The sequence below is a fragment of the Spiroplasma endosymbiont of Ammophila pubescens genome (genome assembly GCF_964020965.1).
In the GTDB taxonomy this organism is placed as follows: Bacteria; Bacillota_I; Bacilli_A; order Mycoplasmatales; family Mycoplasmataceae; genus Spiroplasma.
This window is the reverse complement of the sequence record NZ_OZ026611.1, coordinates 944,824-964,665: the sequence shown is the minus strand read 5'-3', so window position 1 is coordinate 964,665 and position 19,842 is coordinate 944,824. Positions and strand designations below refer to the sequence as shown.

20 protein-coding genes are annotated in these 19,842 nt (G+C 27.7%); all 20 read right to left on the bottom strand.

Annotated elements, in window-relative coordinates:
- Positions 1 to 22 precede the first annotated feature (22 nt).
- Positions 23 to 250: a hypothetical protein gene (locus ABNT63_RS06110; protein ID WP_348734916.1), complete on the bottom strand. Its 228-nt coding sequence runs from the start codon at positions 248 to 250 to the stop codon at positions 23 to 25.
- On the bottom strand, positions 219 to 1,553 hold the full coding sequence (locus tag ABNT63_RS06105; protein ID WP_348734915.1) for a hypothetical protein: 1,335 nt from the start codon (positions 1,551 to 1,553) through the stop codon (positions 219 to 221). Before ABNT63_RS06105 ends, ABNT63_RS06110 begins: the two co-directional genes overlap by 32 nt.
- Before the next feature lie 130 nt (positions 1,554 to 1,683).
- Positions 1,684 to 2,103, bottom strand: a complete 420-nt coding sequence (gene ruvX / locus ABNT63_RS06100) for a Holliday junction resolvase RuvX (RefSeq protein WP_348734914.1) — start codon at positions 2,101 to 2,103, stop codon at positions 1,684 to 1,686.
- Positions 2,096 to 4,852: an alanine--tRNA ligase gene (gene alaS / locus ABNT63_RS06095; RefSeq protein WP_348734913.1), complete on the bottom strand. Its 2,757-nt coding sequence runs from the start codon at positions 4,850 to 4,852 to the stop codon at positions 2,096 to 2,098. The genes ruvX and alaS overlap by 8 nt, the downstream gene beginning before the upstream one ends.
- 96 nt (positions 4,853 to 4,948) lie before the next feature.
- Positions 4,949 to 6,178 (bottom strand): motility-associated protein Scm1, encoded by a 1,230-nt coding sequence (gene scm1, locus ABNT63_RS06090; protein ID WP_348734912.1) that lies wholly within the window; start codon positions 6,176 to 6,178, stop codon positions 4,949 to 4,951.
- A 93-nt stretch (positions 6,179 to 6,271) separates the two neighbouring features.
- Entirely contained in the window at positions 6,272 to 8,521 is a 2,250-nt protein-coding gene (locus ABNT63_RS06085; protein WP_348734911.1) for a RelA/SpoT family protein, read from the bottom strand.
- Between the two features lie 51 nt (positions 8,522 to 8,572).
- Positions 8,573 to 8,746, bottom strand: coding sequence for a phosphoribosyltransferase family protein (locus ABNT63_RS06080; RefSeq protein ID WP_348734910.1), 174 nt, complete (start codon positions 8,744 to 8,746; stop codon positions 8,573 to 8,575).
- A 364-nt stretch (positions 8,747 to 9,110) separates the two neighbouring features.
- Positions 9,111 to 12,287 (bottom strand): protein translocase SecDF, variant type, encoded by a 3,177-nt coding sequence (locus ABNT63_RS06075; protein ID WP_348734909.1) that lies wholly within the window; start codon positions 12,285 to 12,287, stop codon positions 9,111 to 9,113.
- A 65-nt stretch (positions 12,288 to 12,352) separates the two neighbouring features.
- Positions 12,353 to 12,643 carry a hypothetical protein gene (locus ABNT63_RS06070; protein WP_114565089.1) on the bottom strand — a complete coding sequence of 97 codons (291 nt, stop codon included), beginning with the start codon at positions 12,641 to 12,643 and terminating at the stop codon, positions 12,353 to 12,355.
- A gap of 103 nt (positions 12,644 to 12,746) precedes the next feature.
- The gene (locus ABNT63_RS06065; protein WP_348734908.1) at positions 12,747 to 13,652 is read right to left on the bottom strand and encodes a Holliday junction DNA helicase RuvB C-terminal domain-containing protein; all 906 of its coding nucleotides are present in this window, start codon (positions 13,650 to 13,652) and stop codon (positions 12,747 to 12,749) included.
- Between the two features lie 55 nt (positions 13,653 to 13,707).
- Positions 13,708 to 14,202, bottom strand: a complete 495-nt coding sequence (gene ruvA, locus ABNT63_RS06060; protein ID WP_348734907.1) for a Holliday junction branch migration protein RuvA — start codon at positions 14,200 to 14,202, stop codon at positions 13,708 to 13,710.
- Between the two features lie 102 nt (positions 14,203 to 14,304).
- Complete coding sequence (locus tag ABNT63_RS06055; protein ID WP_348734906.1) at positions 14,305 to 15,081, bottom strand: hypothetical protein; 777 nt, start codon at positions 15,079 to 15,081, stop codon at positions 14,305 to 14,307.
- A complete protein-coding gene (locus tag ABNT63_RS06050; RefSeq protein WP_348734905.1) occupies positions 15,021 to 15,683 on the bottom strand; it encodes a hypothetical protein in 663 nt (220 codons plus the stop codon). Before ABNT63_RS06050 ends, ABNT63_RS06055 begins: the two co-directional genes overlap by 61 nt.
- A 489-nt stretch (positions 15,684 to 16,172) precedes the next feature.
- Complete coding sequence (locus ABNT63_RS06045; RefSeq protein ID WP_348734904.1) at positions 16,173 to 16,448, bottom strand: hypothetical protein; 276 nt, start codon at positions 16,446 to 16,448, stop codon at positions 16,173 to 16,175.
- Between the two features lie 141 nt (positions 16,449 to 16,589).
- Positions 16,590 to 16,817, bottom strand: a complete 228-nt coding sequence (locus ABNT63_RS06040) for a hypothetical protein (RefSeq protein WP_348734903.1) — start codon at positions 16,815 to 16,817, stop codon at positions 16,590 to 16,592.
- Positions 16,802 to 17,314, bottom strand: a complete 513-nt coding sequence (locus ABNT63_RS06035) for a DEAD/DEAH box helicase (protein WP_348734902.1) — start codon at positions 17,312 to 17,314, stop codon at positions 16,802 to 16,804. The genes ABNT63_RS06040 and ABNT63_RS06035 overlap by 16 nt, the downstream gene beginning before the upstream one ends.
- A gap of 113 nt (positions 17,315 to 17,427) precedes the next feature.
- Positions 17,428 to 17,679 (bottom strand): SNF2-related protein, encoded by a 252-nt coding sequence (locus ABNT63_RS06030; RefSeq protein ID WP_348734901.1) that lies wholly within the window; start codon positions 17,677 to 17,679, stop codon positions 17,428 to 17,430.
- On the bottom strand, positions 17,576 to 17,965 hold the full coding sequence (locus ABNT63_RS06025) for an SNF2-related protein (RefSeq protein ID WP_348734900.1): 390 nt from the start codon (positions 17,963 to 17,965) through the stop codon (positions 17,576 to 17,578). Before ABNT63_RS06025 ends, ABNT63_RS06030 begins: the two co-directional genes overlap by 104 nt.
- On the bottom strand, positions 17,932 to 18,345 hold the full coding sequence (locus tag ABNT63_RS06020; RefSeq protein ID WP_348734899.1) for an SNF2 helicase associated domain-containing protein: 414 nt from the start codon (positions 18,343 to 18,345) through the stop codon (positions 17,932 to 17,934). Before ABNT63_RS06020 ends, ABNT63_RS06025 begins: the two co-directional genes overlap by 34 nt.
- Complete coding sequence (locus ABNT63_RS06015; RefSeq protein WP_348734898.1) at positions 18,305 to 19,720, bottom strand: SNF2 helicase associated domain-containing protein; 1,416 nt, start codon at positions 19,718 to 19,720, stop codon at positions 18,305 to 18,307. The genes ABNT63_RS06020 and ABNT63_RS06015 overlap by 41 nt, the downstream gene beginning before the upstream one ends.
- Positions 19,721 to 19,842 lie beyond the last annotated feature (122 nt).

Genomic DNA, 19,842 nt, shown 5'->3' with positions numbered 1-19,842 from the left:
TTTTAAATTAGAAACTTTATCATTATTTTTTTTCATAATCATTACCATATTTTAACTTTTTTAAATTAGGACGTTTTTTAGGATCAATAATTGAAATATAATCATTTTTATTTTTTTGTGTTTGTTCAATTAATGTTTTATTATTGCTAGCCCCTATTGTTTTAGTAGGTACACTATTTTGATTAGTTCCATTCAAAAATGGTTGCTTTTGCTTACTACTAATTGCATTTGTGAAAGTTAAATTTGGCACAATTGCTTCATTTTTTTTCTACTGATAATTTTGACTTAATCTTCTTTGATGGTTTTATCATTAATGGATTAATTTGTCTAGTAATATCAGGTTCTAAATAAAGATCAGTTTTAAAAATTGGTTTTCGTTTTGGTTCTTCTTTTGTAAAATTACGAATATATTTACCACCAATTTGTTTCTTAGTTTTTCCTAAACTACGGGATAATGATTCTTTGACCATTTGATCACGTTTTTTAATAACATGTTCCGGGTTAATCACAATTGGTGTCTCATTTTTATCTTTTTTATGTGTGATTTGCTGTATATGTTGTTTTCACTCTGAAGGATGTGAATTCCGACGTGACAATAATTCTAATTGATTTTTACTTAAATTCATTTGATCTTTAATTTCATCTAATGACCGTGGTTTAAGATCCCGATTTGATAAAGAATAATCTTCTTCTGGATGATAACCTTCTTGCGCTCGATTTGAATATGGATTAAAATCATGCTTAGTATTATCTCGTCGTGATAACAATTGTAATTGATTTTGATTTAATCCTCAATTATTTGCATGTTCTTTCACTTGTTCATTAAATCCTTTTAATGATTCAATTGTTTCCTTGTTTTGACTGTCATTTTTTGAACCTTGTGTTTGACTTTGAAATCGTCCATAATGTTCATTGCGTTGTCGGATTAATCGTTGCTGATTTGGATTTAACTTACTAATAATATTTTTAGTTTCTTCTGATGAAGGAAATACTTTATCAGACTTTATATTCTCATCTAAGGTTAGTTCATTCTTAACAACTTGTTTGGTTGGCAAACTTGCTAAAACAGATTCATTATTATTTAAAAAAGCTTGACGTGGTTGTTTTATCTCTGATTCAATTGCTTCTTGTGATGCTTGATAACCACGAACAACTCGCGATGGAAATAAATCTTCAACTCGCGATAATTTTCGTTTTGACAATAATCTTAACTGGCTAGGATTTAGTCCCATTGTTTTCTTTCTACTCGTTGCATTTTTTGCCAATTCTTTTTTAAATAATGATGATTTTTTACTTGAGGTTTTTTTAAATTGTGCATTTTCTCCTAATAATAATTTAACAAATTTTTCATATTTTTTTTCATAACGTTGATTTCAATCAATTGCACTATTTGAATTTAAATTTTGATATTCTTCCATTAACTTTAAATATGGTTCTGACTTTTTCCAAGACTTAGTTAGCATTTTAATAAGCATTGTTTCATTAACATTTATTTTTAAATTATTATTAACTTCTTGTAATTGTTTTGTTTCATTCAATTTCTTACTAGCCATCATTTTACCTCAAATTTTTAAATTATAACCGTCAATAAATTCTTAATCTAAAATTATATCATTTTTTTCTTGCTTTTGATATCAATACTTATATAATTAAACATTAAAAAAATAAAAGAGAATGACTCTTTTATTTTTGTTGTAAATATGCTTCTAAAATTAATTGCGCTGCTAAACTATCTTTTTTTTGTTTTCGTTTTTGGCGCGAAAGATTTGCTTCTAACATTATTTGATGAGCTTGACGTGTTGTTAACCGTTCATCAACTAAGTGAATTGTTATCGTTGCTTCTAATAATGGTTTTAAAATATCAACAAAATCATTAACCATTAAAGCACGAGGTCCAGTTGTATTATTCATATTTTTTGGATAGCCAATAATAATATCACTAAATTGTTTCGTTGTAATTAACTCTGCTAAATATTGTGCTGCTTGTGCAAAATCATTTTCTGGAAAACGATAAACACCATACCCAGTCGCAATCAGTCCCCGACTTGTTGCTAACCCTAGTGTTTTACTACCAACATCAACTCCTAAATAATACTTAGCCATGATGTTTTAAAAATTCTAGCGGGTCAGCAAATAATTTAACAAGTAAAGTTTTGTCTTTATTGTTAAAACCACTTTGAGCAACACTGTTATTGCCGCCACCTTTACCACCTAATAATAGATTTAATTGTTGAATAATTTTTCCAGCTTGATAACGATCGTGTAAATCATCACTAACACCAACAATTAATGTGGCTTGTTTTTCATCACTAACATCAACGAAGAAAATTAGTAAGTTTTGATATCGAACTTTATAATCATCAATTAACACTTTTAAAGCATTAATATCAACTTTTGTTGTAAATTGATGAGTTAAAACATTAATTCCATTTTTAGTTTGTGGTAACAAGGTATTATATTGTTTGACAAATTGTTGAATTAAAATATTATCATATTGTTTTTGTCAATGTTTAAAATCTTCTTTAAATTGTACTACTAACTCTTTTAACTGTTTTCAGTTTGTTTTTGAAACAGTTAAATTACTAATTTGTTCTCAAGTTTGCTCTAAACGTTGATCAAGTAATGCTTTCTTACCTTGATTATACTTATCAAAATAATTAATTGCTTCAGTTTTTTCTTTTAAAAATTGTTCATTTAGATAACTAGCAATTGTTTTATTTGAGGTAATAGCATGAATTCGAAATGTTCCAACTCCTTTTGATTCCAAACCAGTTACTAGTAAATCTTCAACATCTTGTGAATTAGTCACATGGGTTCCCCCACAAAGTTCACAAGAATAAGTACCAAATTTAACAATTCGAACCTCAGCATCATATTTTTCTGTAAAAAAAGCTAAAGCATGATGCACATCTAATGCTGTTTGCATATCAGTATAAATAACTTCACAAGGAATTGCAGCCTTAATTGCTTTTGTAACAGAAGCTTCTACATCTGTAATTTCCGCTGGTGTAATTGCTTGATTATGTGTAATATCAATTTGTAAACGTTCATCATCGTTATAAGAACCAGTTTGCATAACATGGTTTCCCAACACTTCTCGTAAAGCAGCATGAATTAAATGTGTTCCTGAATGATTTTTCCGTGTATAAAAGCGACTATCACTGTCAATTGACGCATTGACCAAATCTCCAATCTTAAGTGTCCCTTCAACTTTTACAAAATGTAAATGCTGTTTATTTGGCCCTTGTTGTACATCGAGAACATAAGCTGTCGTATTGTCTTTTAAAATTAATCCGTGATCAGCAGCTTGTCCCCCTTTTTCAGCATAAAATGGTGTCTCTTTTAAAATGATATATCCTGTTGTATTAGTTAATTTTGTGACTGGTTTATCATCAGCAAACATAAAGACAATTTCTGTATTATTAACTTGTTCATGTTCATAACCAACAAATTGACTAGCAACATCTAACTTGGTAAAAAGTTCGCTTTGTAAATGAATTGCTTTAATATCTTTTCGATTAGTACGTGAAATTGTTTTCGCATTTTCTAATAATTCATCAAAACCAACACGATCAACACTAATCCCTACTTCGTGTGCTTCTTCTTCAATTAATTCAATTGGGAAACCATAACTTTCAAATAAACGAAAGGCATGTTCTTTTGAAATCATACCATATTTTATTTTAACTTCATTAAAAAGTTTGTTTCCTTGTTCTAATGTTCTCAAAAATTTATTTTCTTCATCTAATACAAATTGTTCAACAATTGGTTGTTTTTCAACTAGATAAGAATAATATTCTTGCATAATGTTAACTACTGTTCCCACTAATTTAAATAAAAATTGTTCTGTTAAATCAATTTTTTTCCCATATAAACTAGCACGACGAATTAAACGCCGAATAACATAACTGCGATCTTTATTCCCTGGAAAAGCACCATCAGCAATTGCAAAAGTAACTGCTCGAATATGATCAGCAATTACTTTAAACGCAGTATTAATTTTTAATTGTTCTGAATCATTGTTTAACAATGCTGTTTCATCATAATGATATTTTCCATTTACTAATTTTTCAACCGTTTTAATAATCGGCATAAACAAATCAGTTTCAAAATTAGTTGGTGTTTCTTGAATAATTGAAGTAATTCGTTCTAATCCAGCACCAGTATCAATATTTTTTCGTGGTAAGTCAGTATATGTCCCATCACCATTATTATTATATTGTGAAAAAACAATATTTCAAACTTCCAAATAACGATCATTTTCTAAATCATCTTGCAATAACTTTAATCCTAATCGCTCAGGATCATATTTTTCCCCACGGTCATAAAAAATTTCGGTATTAGGTCCACATGGTCCGGCCCCAATTTCTCAAAAATTAGTATCCTTATCACCTTTAATAATTCGTTCATCACTTAAACCAATTACATTGCATCAAATTTCATAAGCTTCTTGATCATCTTTATAAATTGTGACATATAATTTGGCAGGATCAAACCCAATTCATTTTTTATCAGTTAAAAATTCTCAAGCATACATAATTGCTTCTTTTTTAAAGTAATCACCAATTGAAAAATTACCAAGCATTTCAAACAAAGTATGATGACGTGCTGTATAACCAACATTTTCAATATCATTAGTTCGAATTGATTTTTGTGAATTTGTCAAGCGTGGTGATGGTGGTGTTTTTCGCCCATCAAAATATGACTTTAACGTCGCCACACCAGAGTTAATTCATAATAATGACGGATCATCAACAGGAATCAATGATACTGAAGGTAATTCATAATGATCCTTACTGCGAAAAAAATTTAACCACATTCTTCGAATTGCATTTGCTGTAAATTTTGTCATTTTAATATTCCCTTCTCTTTCATAATTAATTAATAGGATTATAGCATACCAAACGAAAAAAAACTTTTTTATTTCAAAGAAGTTCTTACTAAAAGTCTATTTTCGATATCCTCGAACCAATAAATAAAACGAAACTAATAAAATATTAACAAAGAAGAAAGTCGTAATTACTGGCACAACGGCTGGATATTGAAAATATTGGCGAAATATTGTTCACATTAAGGTTTGTCAAAGTAAACCAATTACTAATCATGTTAGCATTTGAACAAACATTAATAAATTATATGAAAATTCTTGTAAACGTGCTAAACAAAACAACATAAAATAAAGGGGAATAAAACTAATGATCATTAATCCTATCGCAACTACTAAAAGAATTCAGTTAGCTCTAACATACCCCGTTGTTGATGTGAAAGCAGGGAAAATCATAATTACAATAAAACCAATCATTAATAAAATCATTCCAATGTTGTTTCCTAAGCGTTGACGAAGTTCCCGAATAGAAGAAATATTAATGTATCCTAATCATTGTATAAAATGAGTTACAAATCTACCACGGTGTCCTGCTGATGATGGTAATAATAATTCAATTGCAATGCGAATTGATAATCCAATCACAACATTAGCAACAGCAAGGGGCATCACAAAAATAATTAATACTGCTCCTGCTTGCATAATTGTTGGTGCTTGTGCAAAAAGCGTTTCTAAGCCATCTTGATTAATTATTAAACCTAATATTGAAAACACATTTGGTTGATATTGTACATTGTTTATTCAAGTTGCCAATCCTTGACCATTAGTTAAATTATATCAATAAAGTTTTTCACGCAGTACAAAAGAAAAACCATCAGCAATGGTAATGAAAAATAATCCTAAAAATAAGGATAGATATAGAGTAAAGCCACCAATTCTTGTCATTCATTTACCAACTAATAAACGAACATTTCATTTTCAATGTGCTACTGTTATATTTGTTAGTAAGACAATAACAAAAATTGCTGTTCCAACTGCAATTAATGTAAAAATAGGAACAAAAATATATAAATCAATTACTCAAAATTTAAAAAGAGCAAATCCATTTAAACTAAAAACTGCTTGAAAAGAACCATATGATAATAAAAAATTTAAAATATTATAAGCACTATCTCCCTGCAAAGTTTCTAATGGATTAGGGTTTAATCCTTTAACGCTTAATGAATTAATAATTTCTTGTTTTAAGGCTGTTACTTGTTGATTTAATGTTGGAACAACTGCTCCAGCTATAATAATTACAATTCCTGCTAAAAATCATATAGTACTAAATTTTAGTCAAGACTTTAATGCCATAGTCTCCTCCATGTTTCTAAATAATTATAGGTATATTATACCAAAAAAACAATGAAGATGATATTTTTTATTTATTCTGAAGTGATTAACAAATTACATCATAACTCTTTCTACTACTTTAATATCTGGAATGGCTAATAATGATGACCGAATTTGTTGCAAGCGGTCAGCATTACTAACCTTAATAATTGTTTTAATTGTTAAATTCATTAAATCACCAGAAACATTAGCACTCATCATTTGAACCGATGCATTTAAATGACTTAATACTTTTGTCACATCAACTAGTAAGGCTGGTCGATCAATTGCTTCAATCCGAATTGCACAATCATATTGTTTATTTTTACAAACTGCTTCATTTCAACTAACTTCAACTTGGCGGTCTTGCTTATCACCGCTTTGAATATTACGACAAGTTTTTAAATGAACTTTAATCCCTTCAGCTTTAGAAACATAACCAGTGATGTCTTCATATGGAATTGGCAAACAACATTGTGAAATAACAACTTTAATGCTTGAAATACCTTGGACAATGATATCATCTTTTAATTGTGCTTTTTTATATTGTTTATCTTGTAATTTTTTTAAAATTTTTTCATTTTGACTTGTTTCGTGATCTAAATAAACTAAATTAATTGCTTCTTCTAAAGTATATTCATCATTAGCAACATCTAACAAAAAATCTTCAATATTATTAAAATTAATTGCATGTAATCGTTCTAATTGTGTTTCTGAATCAACTAATTTTCATTTTAAATCTCTTTTTGCAATATATTCTTCAATTTGTGCCTTTGTTTGTTTAATTTTCTCTAAATTAACTGATTTTGCATCACTAGTTACTTCAACTAATTCTTTTTTCAAATACTTCTTAATTTTTTGTAACGCCGATGATGTTTTGGCGACAACTAATCATGAATGATTTGGTTTTTGGGTTGCTGCTGTTTTAATATCAACCACATCTCCTGATTTTAAAACAGTTGAAATTGGTGAAAATAAACCATTAATTTTTGCTCCAATTGTTTTTTCTCCAATTTCAGAATGAATTTTATAAGCAAAGTCCAGAACAGTTGAACCAAATGGTAATGTTACAACCTTTCCATTTGGTGTTAAAACATAAATTAACGAAGAAAAAATATCATTTTGAATAATTTGTTCCATTAAATGATCTGGTTTATAAACTTCTTGTTGAATTTCATCTCGTTCTTGTACTGAAATATTTTCTAAATCTAAAATCCGTTTAAAAATATCTAATCGTTCATCAATATCTTTTTGTTTTTTTGTAATATCATAATTTTCCCCTTCTTTATAACGTCAATGCGCTGCTACCCCTTGTTCTGCTAATTCATCCATTTCTTTAGTTCGAATTTGAATTTCAAAAATAAGACCATCATCAGCCGCAATTGTAGTATGCAAAGATTGATATAAATTATGTTTTGGCGTAGCAATATAATCTTTAAAGCGATTATTTAATGGCGTATAATGCTGATGGACAAAACCTAACACCTTATAACAATCATCAACACTATTTGTAATAATACGAACAGCTAAAATATCATGAATATCATCAAAATTTTTACCAAACTGATTCATTTTACGATAAATTGAATAAATTGATTTACTACGTCCATATACTTTTACAGACATCTTTTTCTCAGCAATTAAAATTTTTTTTAATTCTTCAATTTTTTGATTAATAGTATTTTCTCGCTCTTTATTACTTGATTCTAATAATGAAACAATTTTATTGTATTGCACAGGGTTAACAATTTTAAAACTAATATCTTCAATTTCTTGTTTAACAGCTTTCATTCCTAAGCGATGAGCAATTGCTGAATAAATTTCTAAACTTTCTCGTGCAATAATTTGTTGACGTTCTGGTTTTAAATAACCAATTGTTTTTAAATTATGTAAACGATCAGCTAACTTGACAATAATTACGCGAATATCTTTTGCCATTGATAAATATAACTTTCGTAAATATTGTGCTTTGATTTGTGTCCGATTTTCTTTTGCAAAATAACTAACTTTGGTTACCCCTTCAACTAAATTAGCAATTTCAATCCCAAATAATTCTTGTAATTCTTCAAAGGTAGCCGGAGTATCCTCTAAAACATCATGTAATAACCCAGCAATTAAAGTTTTTGGTCCCATTCGTCATTGTGCCAAAAAAAAGGTTGTTCATAATGGATGGATAATATACGCTGCTCCGCTATTGCGAACTTGCCCATGGTGTTTTTCTTCAGCATACTCATATGCTTTCTGAATTTCCTTTAATGTTGCTTCATCTTTAATATACAACTTAATTTGGGCTAAGACTTCTTCATATTTAATATCTCGATCCATTATAAACAACCCCTTTTTATTATAATAATTATAATTATATCGCGTTTAGCATTAATATTCAATCAGGGTTTTAATTGGATATGAACCTAAATCTTTTTTACCATTTAAATATGTTAAATCAATCATAAAAGCTAAACCAACAATTGTTGCTTGTTCTTGCTTAACTAATTGACACATTGCGCATGCTGTTCCTCCCGATGCTAAAACATCATCAACAATCAACACACGATCATTTGGTTGTAAATCTCCAGCATGAATCTCTAATTGATTTGCCGCATATTCGTAACTATATTTTACATCAATAACTGCGTGGGGTAATTTTCCCGCTTTTCGTACAGGAATAAACCGTAAATTGGTAAATTAACTAACAGCTGGGCCAAACAAAAAACCACGTGCTTCAGGAGCAATAATTACTGTTGCTTTTTGAGCAACAGCATACGCTGCTAATTGCTTAATTACTGTTTTAAAAGCCAAAGCGTTATTTAATAACGGAGTAATATCACAAAAAATAACCCCCAGTTCTGGAAAATTAGGAATATCAACAATAAACTTTTTTAGATCTATTTTTAAAAATTCCTTTCTTGGTTAATTAATCATTAATTCCAACAACAACTTGTTCATCAACTTCAACACGTTGTGAATCTAAGTAATTTTTAACACGGATTTTATTTAATGCACGATATTTTTCTAATGCTACTCAAATTGGGATTGCAACAAATAATGTCGCAAACATCCCAATAATTAAACCAATTAAAATAACAACATTAAAGCCAAATCATGTTCCTGAAAAAGCCGCTAAAGTAATTAATAAAATCGCAAACATAATTCCTAATGTTAAACAGTGCTGTAACATTTGTTTAATTGTAATATTAGCAACTTTTTGTAAAAAGTTATGTTCATAATTATAGATCCGAAACTCTTTTTGAATTTCTCGGATGATTTTATGGTTTTTACTTTTAATATCTTTTGCCACCAATTCTACCCGGTGCAATTGGTCACGATATTGTTTTTTCAATTCTTTTAATTTTAAATCTGGATTTTTAACTGCTAGTTTTTTTAATTCCTCTTGATAATAAACTTTATGAGCACGACGTAAACGTTTAATTTGAGCACGATGTTCTGACATATAGGCAAAGAATGTTTCATACTCACGAATATTAATTGCTTTTTTATTTTGTTTTACACGCACCATTATCATTGTTCCAAAAGCAATTGCAAACCCAAAAATCGTTAAGAACGCAATTGACATTTCAAAGGTAATTAACAACTGCGTAATAATTGCAATTGCAATAGTAACAATTAACGTAAAGATTGCGGCTAACACCATTCCAACAAATTGTGCTCAATCTAAGCGGAATAATGTATAAACAAAAATACATGCTAAACCAATTGCCAGGCTAATTGCCGCAATTTTTAAGATATAACCTTCCATAACTGGATCAGTTTGTTGTAAGGCTAATGATGTATCACTCGGGCTAGCACCATAAAATGAAGAAATGCTTGATAACAATTCACGTTCAAAAGTACCCTTCGTAATATTTGTACTAACAACTAAAATATGGTTACTATTACCACTATCTTGTCGTTTAATCACATAAATATTAAAACTAAAATTATGACGTGTTATTTGCCGATACTCTTCAATTTGCGTATTTAACTTGGCAATTACAACTTCATCTGGAACTTGTTTAAACCCATCTGTTCCTCACAAGTCTTCATTAACTGTAATATTAATTCCTGGTTTAATTGTATTAGCAACATTTGCTTTTCCAGCAAAACCAATTGCTAAGGCAATTATTAATAAAATGATTCCAACAATTGGGGTTCATTTTGTAATATTATAAAAGGTTCATTTGCCATGTTTTAATTGTTTACGCTTTTTATTTTCTACAGGGGCTGAAGCAGATAATTCTGTTTCAGCATTAGCAGGCAGGTTTACCTCAACATCAGATGGAAGTTCAGTTGTTGAAGAATCCACTATTTTAACATCCGTAGCTAGTTTTCTTGATTGTTTCTTAAACAATCAGGTTCATAATGAAAATCGTGAAACATCTAACCAACGATATTTTTCTTGTCAATGTAACTTAATGACAATTCAATACATTAACCGCGCTACGGCAAAAACCATAATAATTGCAATAATTAAACCAACTAATAAAATTGTGGCAAATGATTTAATATTATTAGTTCCTGTTCAAAATAGCGACAGTCCTAATATTACTAAAACAACTAAAGCATCGATAAAAACAGCAATTGTTTGTTTATTAGCAATTTTCATTGCTGGTTCAAATGGGATGTTATTTTCATACCGCTCACGTTTATACCGTGAAAAGAACAACAAGTTTCCTTCTAATGATAATCCAAAAGCAATAATTAAGGCAGCAATACTTTCTGGTGAAATTTCAACCTTTAATAAAGATGAAAAATATAAGGTTGAAATAATTGTAAACAATAAAGTTAAGATGGCAATTAATCCAAATAAACGATAATAAACTAATAATACAATAAAAATGGCTAAAACTAGAACACCTAAAATAATCATTGAAATTTTAAACACATTTGCTGAAACAACCGGTGGGATTTCACGATAACCGCGAATAGTAAATTCTAGTCCACTTAGCCCCCCATTAACCAAGTTACTAATTTGACGAGCTTCTGTTTCGGTTGATGTTGTAATTTGATTTGAATTTTCGGCTGCACCAGTTCCAATTTTAATTGAATTTCAATTAATAATATATTTTTTATATGCTTCGGTCAAAACACTATTATATTCAATAATTGTTTGTAAATATGGTCGCAATGGATCAATATATGCATTTGTTGTAGCACTTTTATCATTTGGATCAATTAATAAACGATTTGTCGGTACTGTTGTAAAACGAAAACGAATATCTTCCATTCATGTTCTAATTTGTGAAATTGGATAACGTAATGCTAAATCTAACAAATTTCCATGCTGAATTCGAGCAGTCCCTGTATCATAATATTCTACATCAAAAATATGATAAATATTTGTTCAATCTGTTGAAGAAACCTTACTACGAATATCAACACTAAACAAAGTTGCAATTGCTTTTATATTATCAATATCATGGCGTAAATCATCAATCATTTGACCAATATCAGTTCAAATATATAATGGCTGTGCTTGTCCGCCTCCTTCTGTTGGTTTTAAACTATTAATAATGCTATCTCATTTTTGTTGATTTTTAATTTGTAAGGTAATAATTGGTCGCCGTGCTTGGTCAACTCCTGTTGTTGAACCAGAGATAACATCACTTAATGGTGTTCGTTCTTTTGTTCCATTATTATCACTAATTAATAAATCTTTTCCCTTATTATCAGTTAAGTAAATTGCTCCTAATCGTTGAATTATTTTACTTAAGTCATTATAAGATTTAAACCTATCTTTTCCAACAATAACTTCAACCGAATTACGTCCTAATGTTTGTAAATATAAATTTTGGTTTGATAAAGGATCTAATTTATTTCGTAATAATTCTAAACCTTTTTTGCTATCTCCATTTGGAGTATCCGGTGAATAATTAGGGTCTCTTTTGTCAAAAACATCAATTTGAACTTGATATCCTCCTGAATAAGCAATTCCTGTTTGATATGAATAACGAAAACTATCCGCTGAAAAAAGCGCACCAACAATCATAGCAATAACTAAAACAATTAACGTTCCGATTCGGATAATTAATCGACTTATTGCTCTTTTATCTTTTGGCTCTTTAATTATTTTAACTTGTTCTTTCTTTTCCACGCTTGACACCACTATTCTACTTTTCAACTTTTCTTTATATATTGTACACTATTTCTTATCTAATCCTATGATTTAATAAACATATCTTTAAAATCATCTAACGATAAATCTGGATCAGTAATTTTTTGATTATTCATAAATTCAATTATCCGGTTAAGTTTAATATTAAAAATATAATAAGCAGCATCACTAACATCAATAATTTTTTTATCAACTAAAATTATTTTTAATAAATAATTAATAACATCCTGTTCAGTAATATTTCGATTTAATAACTTTAAATCTACTGTTTTTAAACTAATCATTTTTAAAACATAATTAGCAATTTGTTGTTGTTCTTTTTGATGATTTTGCATTATATTTATACCTTACCTTAGTTCCATCTATTATTATAACTAAGTTATTTAAAAAATTAAGCAATTTATGTTAATTTTTTTAAAAATTCAATTGCTTTTGATGTTAATACCCGCCCCATAGGGTTTTTAACAAATAGCCCTTTTTTAATAAAAATGGTTCTAAATTATTGGTAATTGTTAAAAGCGGTTCATTTAAAATTTGGCCTAATGTTCCTAAACCAACTGGTTTTTGTTGAAAAAGATGATAAATATGTTTTAAATAATTAACTTCATTTCATTCTAACCCATCTTGAAATACTTTTAAATTAGTTAAAATTTCTGTTAAAAAGTCAAGATCAATTGAACGAGAATTAACAACCAAATAGTCATATACTCGATAAAATAACCGCAAAGTGGTGTGGGGATTATTACGAGTATAACTTGTTAGTAATTGTAATTCATTAGCTGGTAAAACTAATCCAACTTGTAAAAATAAATTATTTAAAATTTGTTGAATTTCAAAATTACTATATTCTTCAAAATAAAAAACAGCTGTAAAACGATTCAATAATGGTTGTGGAATTTTATATAACAAAGTTGTTGCTGCTAAAAATGTAAACGGTGACAATGATAATGTTACATTTTTAGTATTATAATCTTTTCCTAAAATTAAGTTTAAGCAATTGTCTTCTAGAGCCGGATATAATGTTTCGCTTACTTCTTGACTAATAGCATGAATTTCATCAATAAAAACTAAATCAAAAGATTTAATTTGCATTAAACAAGTAATAAGGTCACTTGGTTTTTGTAAATTTGGTCCATGTAAAAGATGTAATTTTTGTTTTAATAAATTGGCAATTAAATATCCTAAACTTGTTTTTCCCATACCACTACCGCCAATAAAAAGCATATGTTTTAAAGGCAACTGTTGTTTTTGACTAGCTGCTATCATAATTTTTAAATTTGTTTTAATACTTTCTTGACCAATATATGTTTCAAAATTATCAGGACGAAAATTAAGTAACTGCATTTTTGCTGATTGCTGTTAAAACTATTTTTAAATATTGGTCAAGTTGCTTTGGTGGTTATTTAATTGCATTAATTGTTTGATAAATAGTTGTTAAAGAATAACCTAATGTTTTTAAACAATTAATAACTTTATTTTGTAAATTATTATATTTTTTTGTTAAATAAATTTTTTGTAATGCATTAAATAAAATTCGACCACTATGAACTTTTAATCCTCGTAATTGCTCAATTTGATGTAAATTATTTTGTTGAACTAAAGTTAATAAATCTTCCACACTAATTTGTTGTAATAATTTAACAGCAGTTTTAACTCCAATTGTTGGAATTGTTAATAAATCACAAAAAATTTTTTTTGTTGCTAAATCTAAAAAACCAAATCATTGAAAATAATCTTTTACTACTAAAAAAGTATATAATTTAATCTGCATTGTTTTCTTAAACTCAAATAATTTATTTGTAACTAAATTAATTTCATAACCATAATTATTATGTTCTAAATAAATTAAATTTGCATTAATATCCTGAACTGTTCCATAAATTGAAGCATACATCTCTCCTATCTTCCTCCTATCTTAGATTAACTTGTAAATTACAAGAAATCCTTTTTAAAAATAAAAAAACTCATAGATAATAATGAGTTTAAAAATTAATTGTTATAATTTTCATTTTACTTTCAAAGAAAATGAAGCTGTTCCTTTATAAAGATTTGATTTATCCGCTAAAATAACTAATTGAACATCAGATGTTGCACCAGATGTTTTATTAACACTACCATCAATTCTTAGAAATAAATTTTCATCTTTTTGCGCCGTTTGTAACAACGCTAATGATTCTGGTGATAACTTATTTGAAATTTTTGAATTTGCTATCATAGCTGATAAAATATCTTTAGGTATATCACTTGAAATATCAACAGGAGTATATGCTAAATTTGTACCCAAATTAATAATATTAATTCGTTTTGACTTAGCTTGGATTGCAATATTAGTAATACCATAAAAATTAGTTGCCTTATCTGCATTAATAATAATTTTAGCTGCATAGACTGTTTTATCTTCGCGAAAACGTTCACTACTAAAAGTTAAAGTAGTAGCTGGATCTTTAATTGCTTCTAACAGTTGTGGCTCTAATTTCCCATCATTTTTGAAACCAATTTCTAAGGTTAATAAAGCACCGTATAAATCCATCCAATTATTTGAATCTTCAATTTCAATAACTTGTTTACTTAAATCACCACCTAATAAAGTAATATTAGTTCGTTCACTAACACCTCCACCATTATTTTCATTATTTGCAGTGTTTGCAAAGTGTTGTCATAATTGTCATCCACCAATGCCAAAACCAACAAGTGATATTACTAAAATAACAACTAAACTTCAAATTTTGAATTGCATTTTTCGGTTAATAGTAGTATGTAAAATTTTACGCATTGATGTCATAGAATCGGGTTCCATTTTTTTGCCAAAGCAATAGCTTCATCGTCAATTGAAGGTGATGGTATCATTAATTCAGTTGGCAAATCAATAGGTTTTTCTTTAATATCATTATTATCCTTATTTTTATCATTATCTGGCATTTCAATTTTACTTTCCGCCTCTAATTCTAATTTAGTTGTTGCTTCAGGAATTGGTTTTAATGTTTCAACTTTCTTTTCTTGAACTACAGGAACTTTTTCAATCGGTGGTTTAGACTTAATTGGCAACGAACGACGATGAGTTGGAATTTTGTCAATTGTTTCTTTTGATAATTGAATTGTTTGGTTAACAACAGGAACTTTTGGATTGCTCGAGACATCTAAAAAATTAGTTTTTCAAAAAAAGGTATACTTATTATCCTTACAATTAATTAATGCAATTGGCATTATTCCTTCATCATCTTTAAGAGTAAATGTTGGATTAATTTTACAAACAAAAAGAAGTAAATTATTAACATATTTTGTTCGGTCACTACAAATTGCTAAAATAATTTTTTTAAAGGTTTTTTTACAAGTATCACACATTTCATCATATATAGTGTGCATATCATTTTGCATTGTTTATACTTCCTTTAGTCCAATCATATTCTATTATGTTGTAAATGACTTATTATTATATCACATTTTCAAATATTCTTTATTTGTTATCTTAGAAAAAGCAAAGAATAGGATAACATCCTTTTTGTAAATTGCCATTATTTTAAAACCTCTAAAAAGGTAATGATTAGACTATAAATAATTAGTTTAAATATTTAAATAACTTGAAACTCTATTATTTGTAAAAAAGAATATTTATTATTATCAACGTTAATATCTTTTCACATTACATTAATAAAAAAACTATAGTAAAAGTTAAATTCATTATTCATAAAGGTGAAGTAACTTAAACTAATATCATTATATGAGTAGACTCAACCTTTATGTAATAATTTTATAGTCAAAGATTTTTCATTCTTAGTATAATTAACTTTATACTTTAGATTGTTGCTCACAACGTCGACATCTTTAAGCGTACCTTGTAAATCTGATGTTCTCTTATTAAAAAAATTAAAAATAGGAGTAAAAATTCCACCAATGTGTCCTATTTCTAAGTTTTTCTTGATCCGAGTAATCATTAATATCAATTGTTGTCTTTGTATCCCACAATGCTGTCAACGTTTGGCGTACTTTGACTTTGATCTGATTTAAAATTTCAATATCTTTATTATCATTTACTTCTTCATCATCAATATTGTGCTTTGGCCGTGTTCTACAACTAGCCACCGCAAACACACTACCACTACCTAACACAAAAGCACTAAAAAGCGTTAATAACTTTTTCATTAATATGTCACCTTCCTTCAATAAGATACTTATCATTATATTGAATAAAAAAAAAAAAAAACCCTCGTGCCTTTAACAACTTTTTTACTATGTAAAAATATTTTTAAAAATTATTATACTTTTTTGTTATTTCCTTTATTTTTATAACTCAAGAATATTTCGTAATTCTGCTTCTGATAATTTTGTAAAATTAGCATTTTCTGAATTATTATTTAAAACAGCATCAATTACAGCTTGTTTATTATCTTGAATTGTTAAAATTTTTTCTTCAATAGTTCCTTTTGCAATTAACTTAATTACTTGAACAGTATTCTGCTGTCCAAAACGATGAGCACGATCTGTTGTTTGGTTTTCTACGGTGGATAACAACATCTACTGCTGTTAAATTTAAACCAACCCCACCAGTTTTTAAAGAAATTAAAAAAAACATTAACTGTTGTATCCTCATTAAACTTTTGTGTCATTAGCACACGACTTTCCGAACGAGTTTTCCCATCTAAATAAAAGTATTGTAAACCGATTTTTTCAACAATTGCTTTAATTCGTTTTAAAACAGTAGTAAATTGTAAAAAAATTAATATTTTATGACCACTACCAGCAAGATCACCAAAAATATCACGTAATGCATCTAATTTAGCACTTTCATTTTGATATTTTTTATCCAAAATACTCGGGTCACAACAAATTTGCCGTAACTTAATTAAGGTAGCAAAAATTTTTAAACGATTTTGTTGATATTGTCCAGCTGTTAAAATTTTATTAATTTCTTCTCGAGCAGCATTAGCATATGCAGCATAAATTTTCTTTTGTCGTGTTGTCATTTCCACTAAAATTTTATTTTCAATTTTTGATGGTAATTCACTCATTACCCCTTGTTTTAAACGTCACAAAATAAATGGTGCAATTTTTTGTAATAATTCTTTTTAACTGCTTCGTTTTGTTCACGAACAATTGGAATTTCATATCGCTTTTGAAATTGTTAATGTTGTAATAAAAAGCCAGGTAAAATAAAATTAAAAATTGACCATAATTCAGTTAAATTATTTTCAATTGGCGTTCCTGTTAAGGAAAACCGAATCCCTGTTTTTAAAGTATTCACCACTTTTGCATTAATTGATTGTGGGTTTTTAATATGTTGTGCTTCATCTAAAAAACAATATTGAAAAAAATTGTTGATAATAATGAATATCACGGCGTAATAATGGATAAGAGGTAATAACCACTTGCCCATGCTTAATTTTGGTAAATAACATTTCCCGTGTTTTTCGTTCACCAGCAATAACTAATGTTTGTAACATTGGTGCAAACCGATCAATTTCCTTTTTTCAATTATAGATTAATGCTGCTGGAACAATAATTAAAACCGGTGCCATTTCTCGATTTAATTCATATTCCTTTAAAATAAAGCTAATTGTTTGTAATGTTTTTCCTAATTCCATTTCATCTGCTAAAATGTCACCAAACCCTAACGAAGCTAAGGTTTTTAATCAAAAATAACCTTTTTTTGAAAATCACACATCATAGATGCTAATGATGCTGGAATACTAAATTCATTTTCTTCTAAATGCTTAATTTTTGTAATTAAATTCTCAAAATCAACATTAAAACAGCAATTAAACTCAGCTCATAAAGTTAAGTTATTATACACTGTTAAAGCATGATATTTTGGAACTTGTAATTTTCCTTGCATAAATTGTTCTTGTTTAAAATTAAACTGATTAATTAAAGTTGCAAATTTTTGTAATGTTTGTTCTTGCAAATCAATAATGTTACCATTTGTTATCTGATAATATTTCTGGTTACGATTAATTGCATTTAAAATTTCCCCTAAATCTGAATAATCAAGTTTTGAAAGTTTAAAATCAAATTCTAACCCGTCATTTTTTTTGATTAACATTAATTGTAGTACTTGTTACTTTAAAATCAATTAAACGTACATTTTTAAAATTATCAGTATAAAAAATTTGTGAAAGCGTTTCTAATGTTAAAATATCTTTTGATAATAATTTTAAAACATGTTCCAATTCATTTAAGACAAAATAATTCCCTTTTTGAACAAAACCAATTTGTTTACAAAATGTTAAATATTCTTGTTCATGATAAACATTTCGTAAAACAATTTTATTGTCATTATTGGATTTATTTAGTAAATCAAATGTTATTTTTCCATAGCGAAAAAGAGATCGTAACATAATTTCTTTGTTCTTAAAATCAAAATAACTTTCAATAACTAATGGTGTTTTTTCTAATGAATTTAAAATTATAGGGTCAATTTGAACTGCATTATCTGGATAATCTAATAAGGAAACAATTTCTTTAATAACATCATTAGTTTGCTGTTGATTAAAGATAATTTTGTTGTGTTTTGTTAATGCCATTGTTTGATAAATTGGTCCTAATAAAAAAGTATCTTTATCATTTAATAAAAAAATTTGTTTAGTATCAAAGAGACTTTGTTGCGTTGCTGTTAAAATAATTGGATTTTCTTTTTTATTAATAATTTGAATAACATTATCTTCTTGTTGAATAGATAAGGCTGGTTGATATTGATCAACACTAATTTTAACATCAGAATATTCTTCGCCATCAATTATTAGTTTAATTGTTTCCCTTTTAATGTGTTTTAAAAATCGTTCTGTTTGAAATGCTGAAAACCCAAAACTTTTCGTAATTGATACCCCATAAAAATCCATTTTTTGTGTTTGTAAAAAACTACTAACATTAATAAATTCTTGTTGTAAAAACATAATTACTTTTTCAACAAATGGTGCAAAAGTACTTTTATTAGGATAAAAAGTAAATTTTTGTGAAATTTCATAACCTTTTAAATAATCTGGATCAAGGGCAGGTTTGGTTAAAAAAATCAAAAAATGATAAATATTTTTAATATCAAACAACTGCTCACCTTCATATCCTAACTTTAGTTGTACTGCTGGTGGTTGTTGCAAAGTAGAATCAATAATTAAATTACATTGACAAGTAATAATTCGTTCTTTTAAACTATAATTTTGTTTATTTTTATTAATAAATGTTGTTAATAGTTGATCAGTCACTGTAAAAAATAACCGTCAAGTAACTAAATTATTGTTTGATTCATAAAATACAAAAAGTAAAACTGCAATAATATGCTGACAAATTTGATGTTGAAAATTATAGTCAATACAACTACAATTTTGCCGTGTTAAAAAAGTTAAATTATTGCTTAAAGTAAAAAAAACATTAACATCATAATAATCCCCACTATGTTTTGACGCTACTTGGCAATAAAGCATTAATTCTTTTTCATCGCTTGAACTTTTCTGTTCATCAATTTTTAATAATGTTATTTTTTTGTTTGGTATAACTGTTCGGCATTATTAAATATTGTTAATCTCGCTAAACTCCGAATGTATTC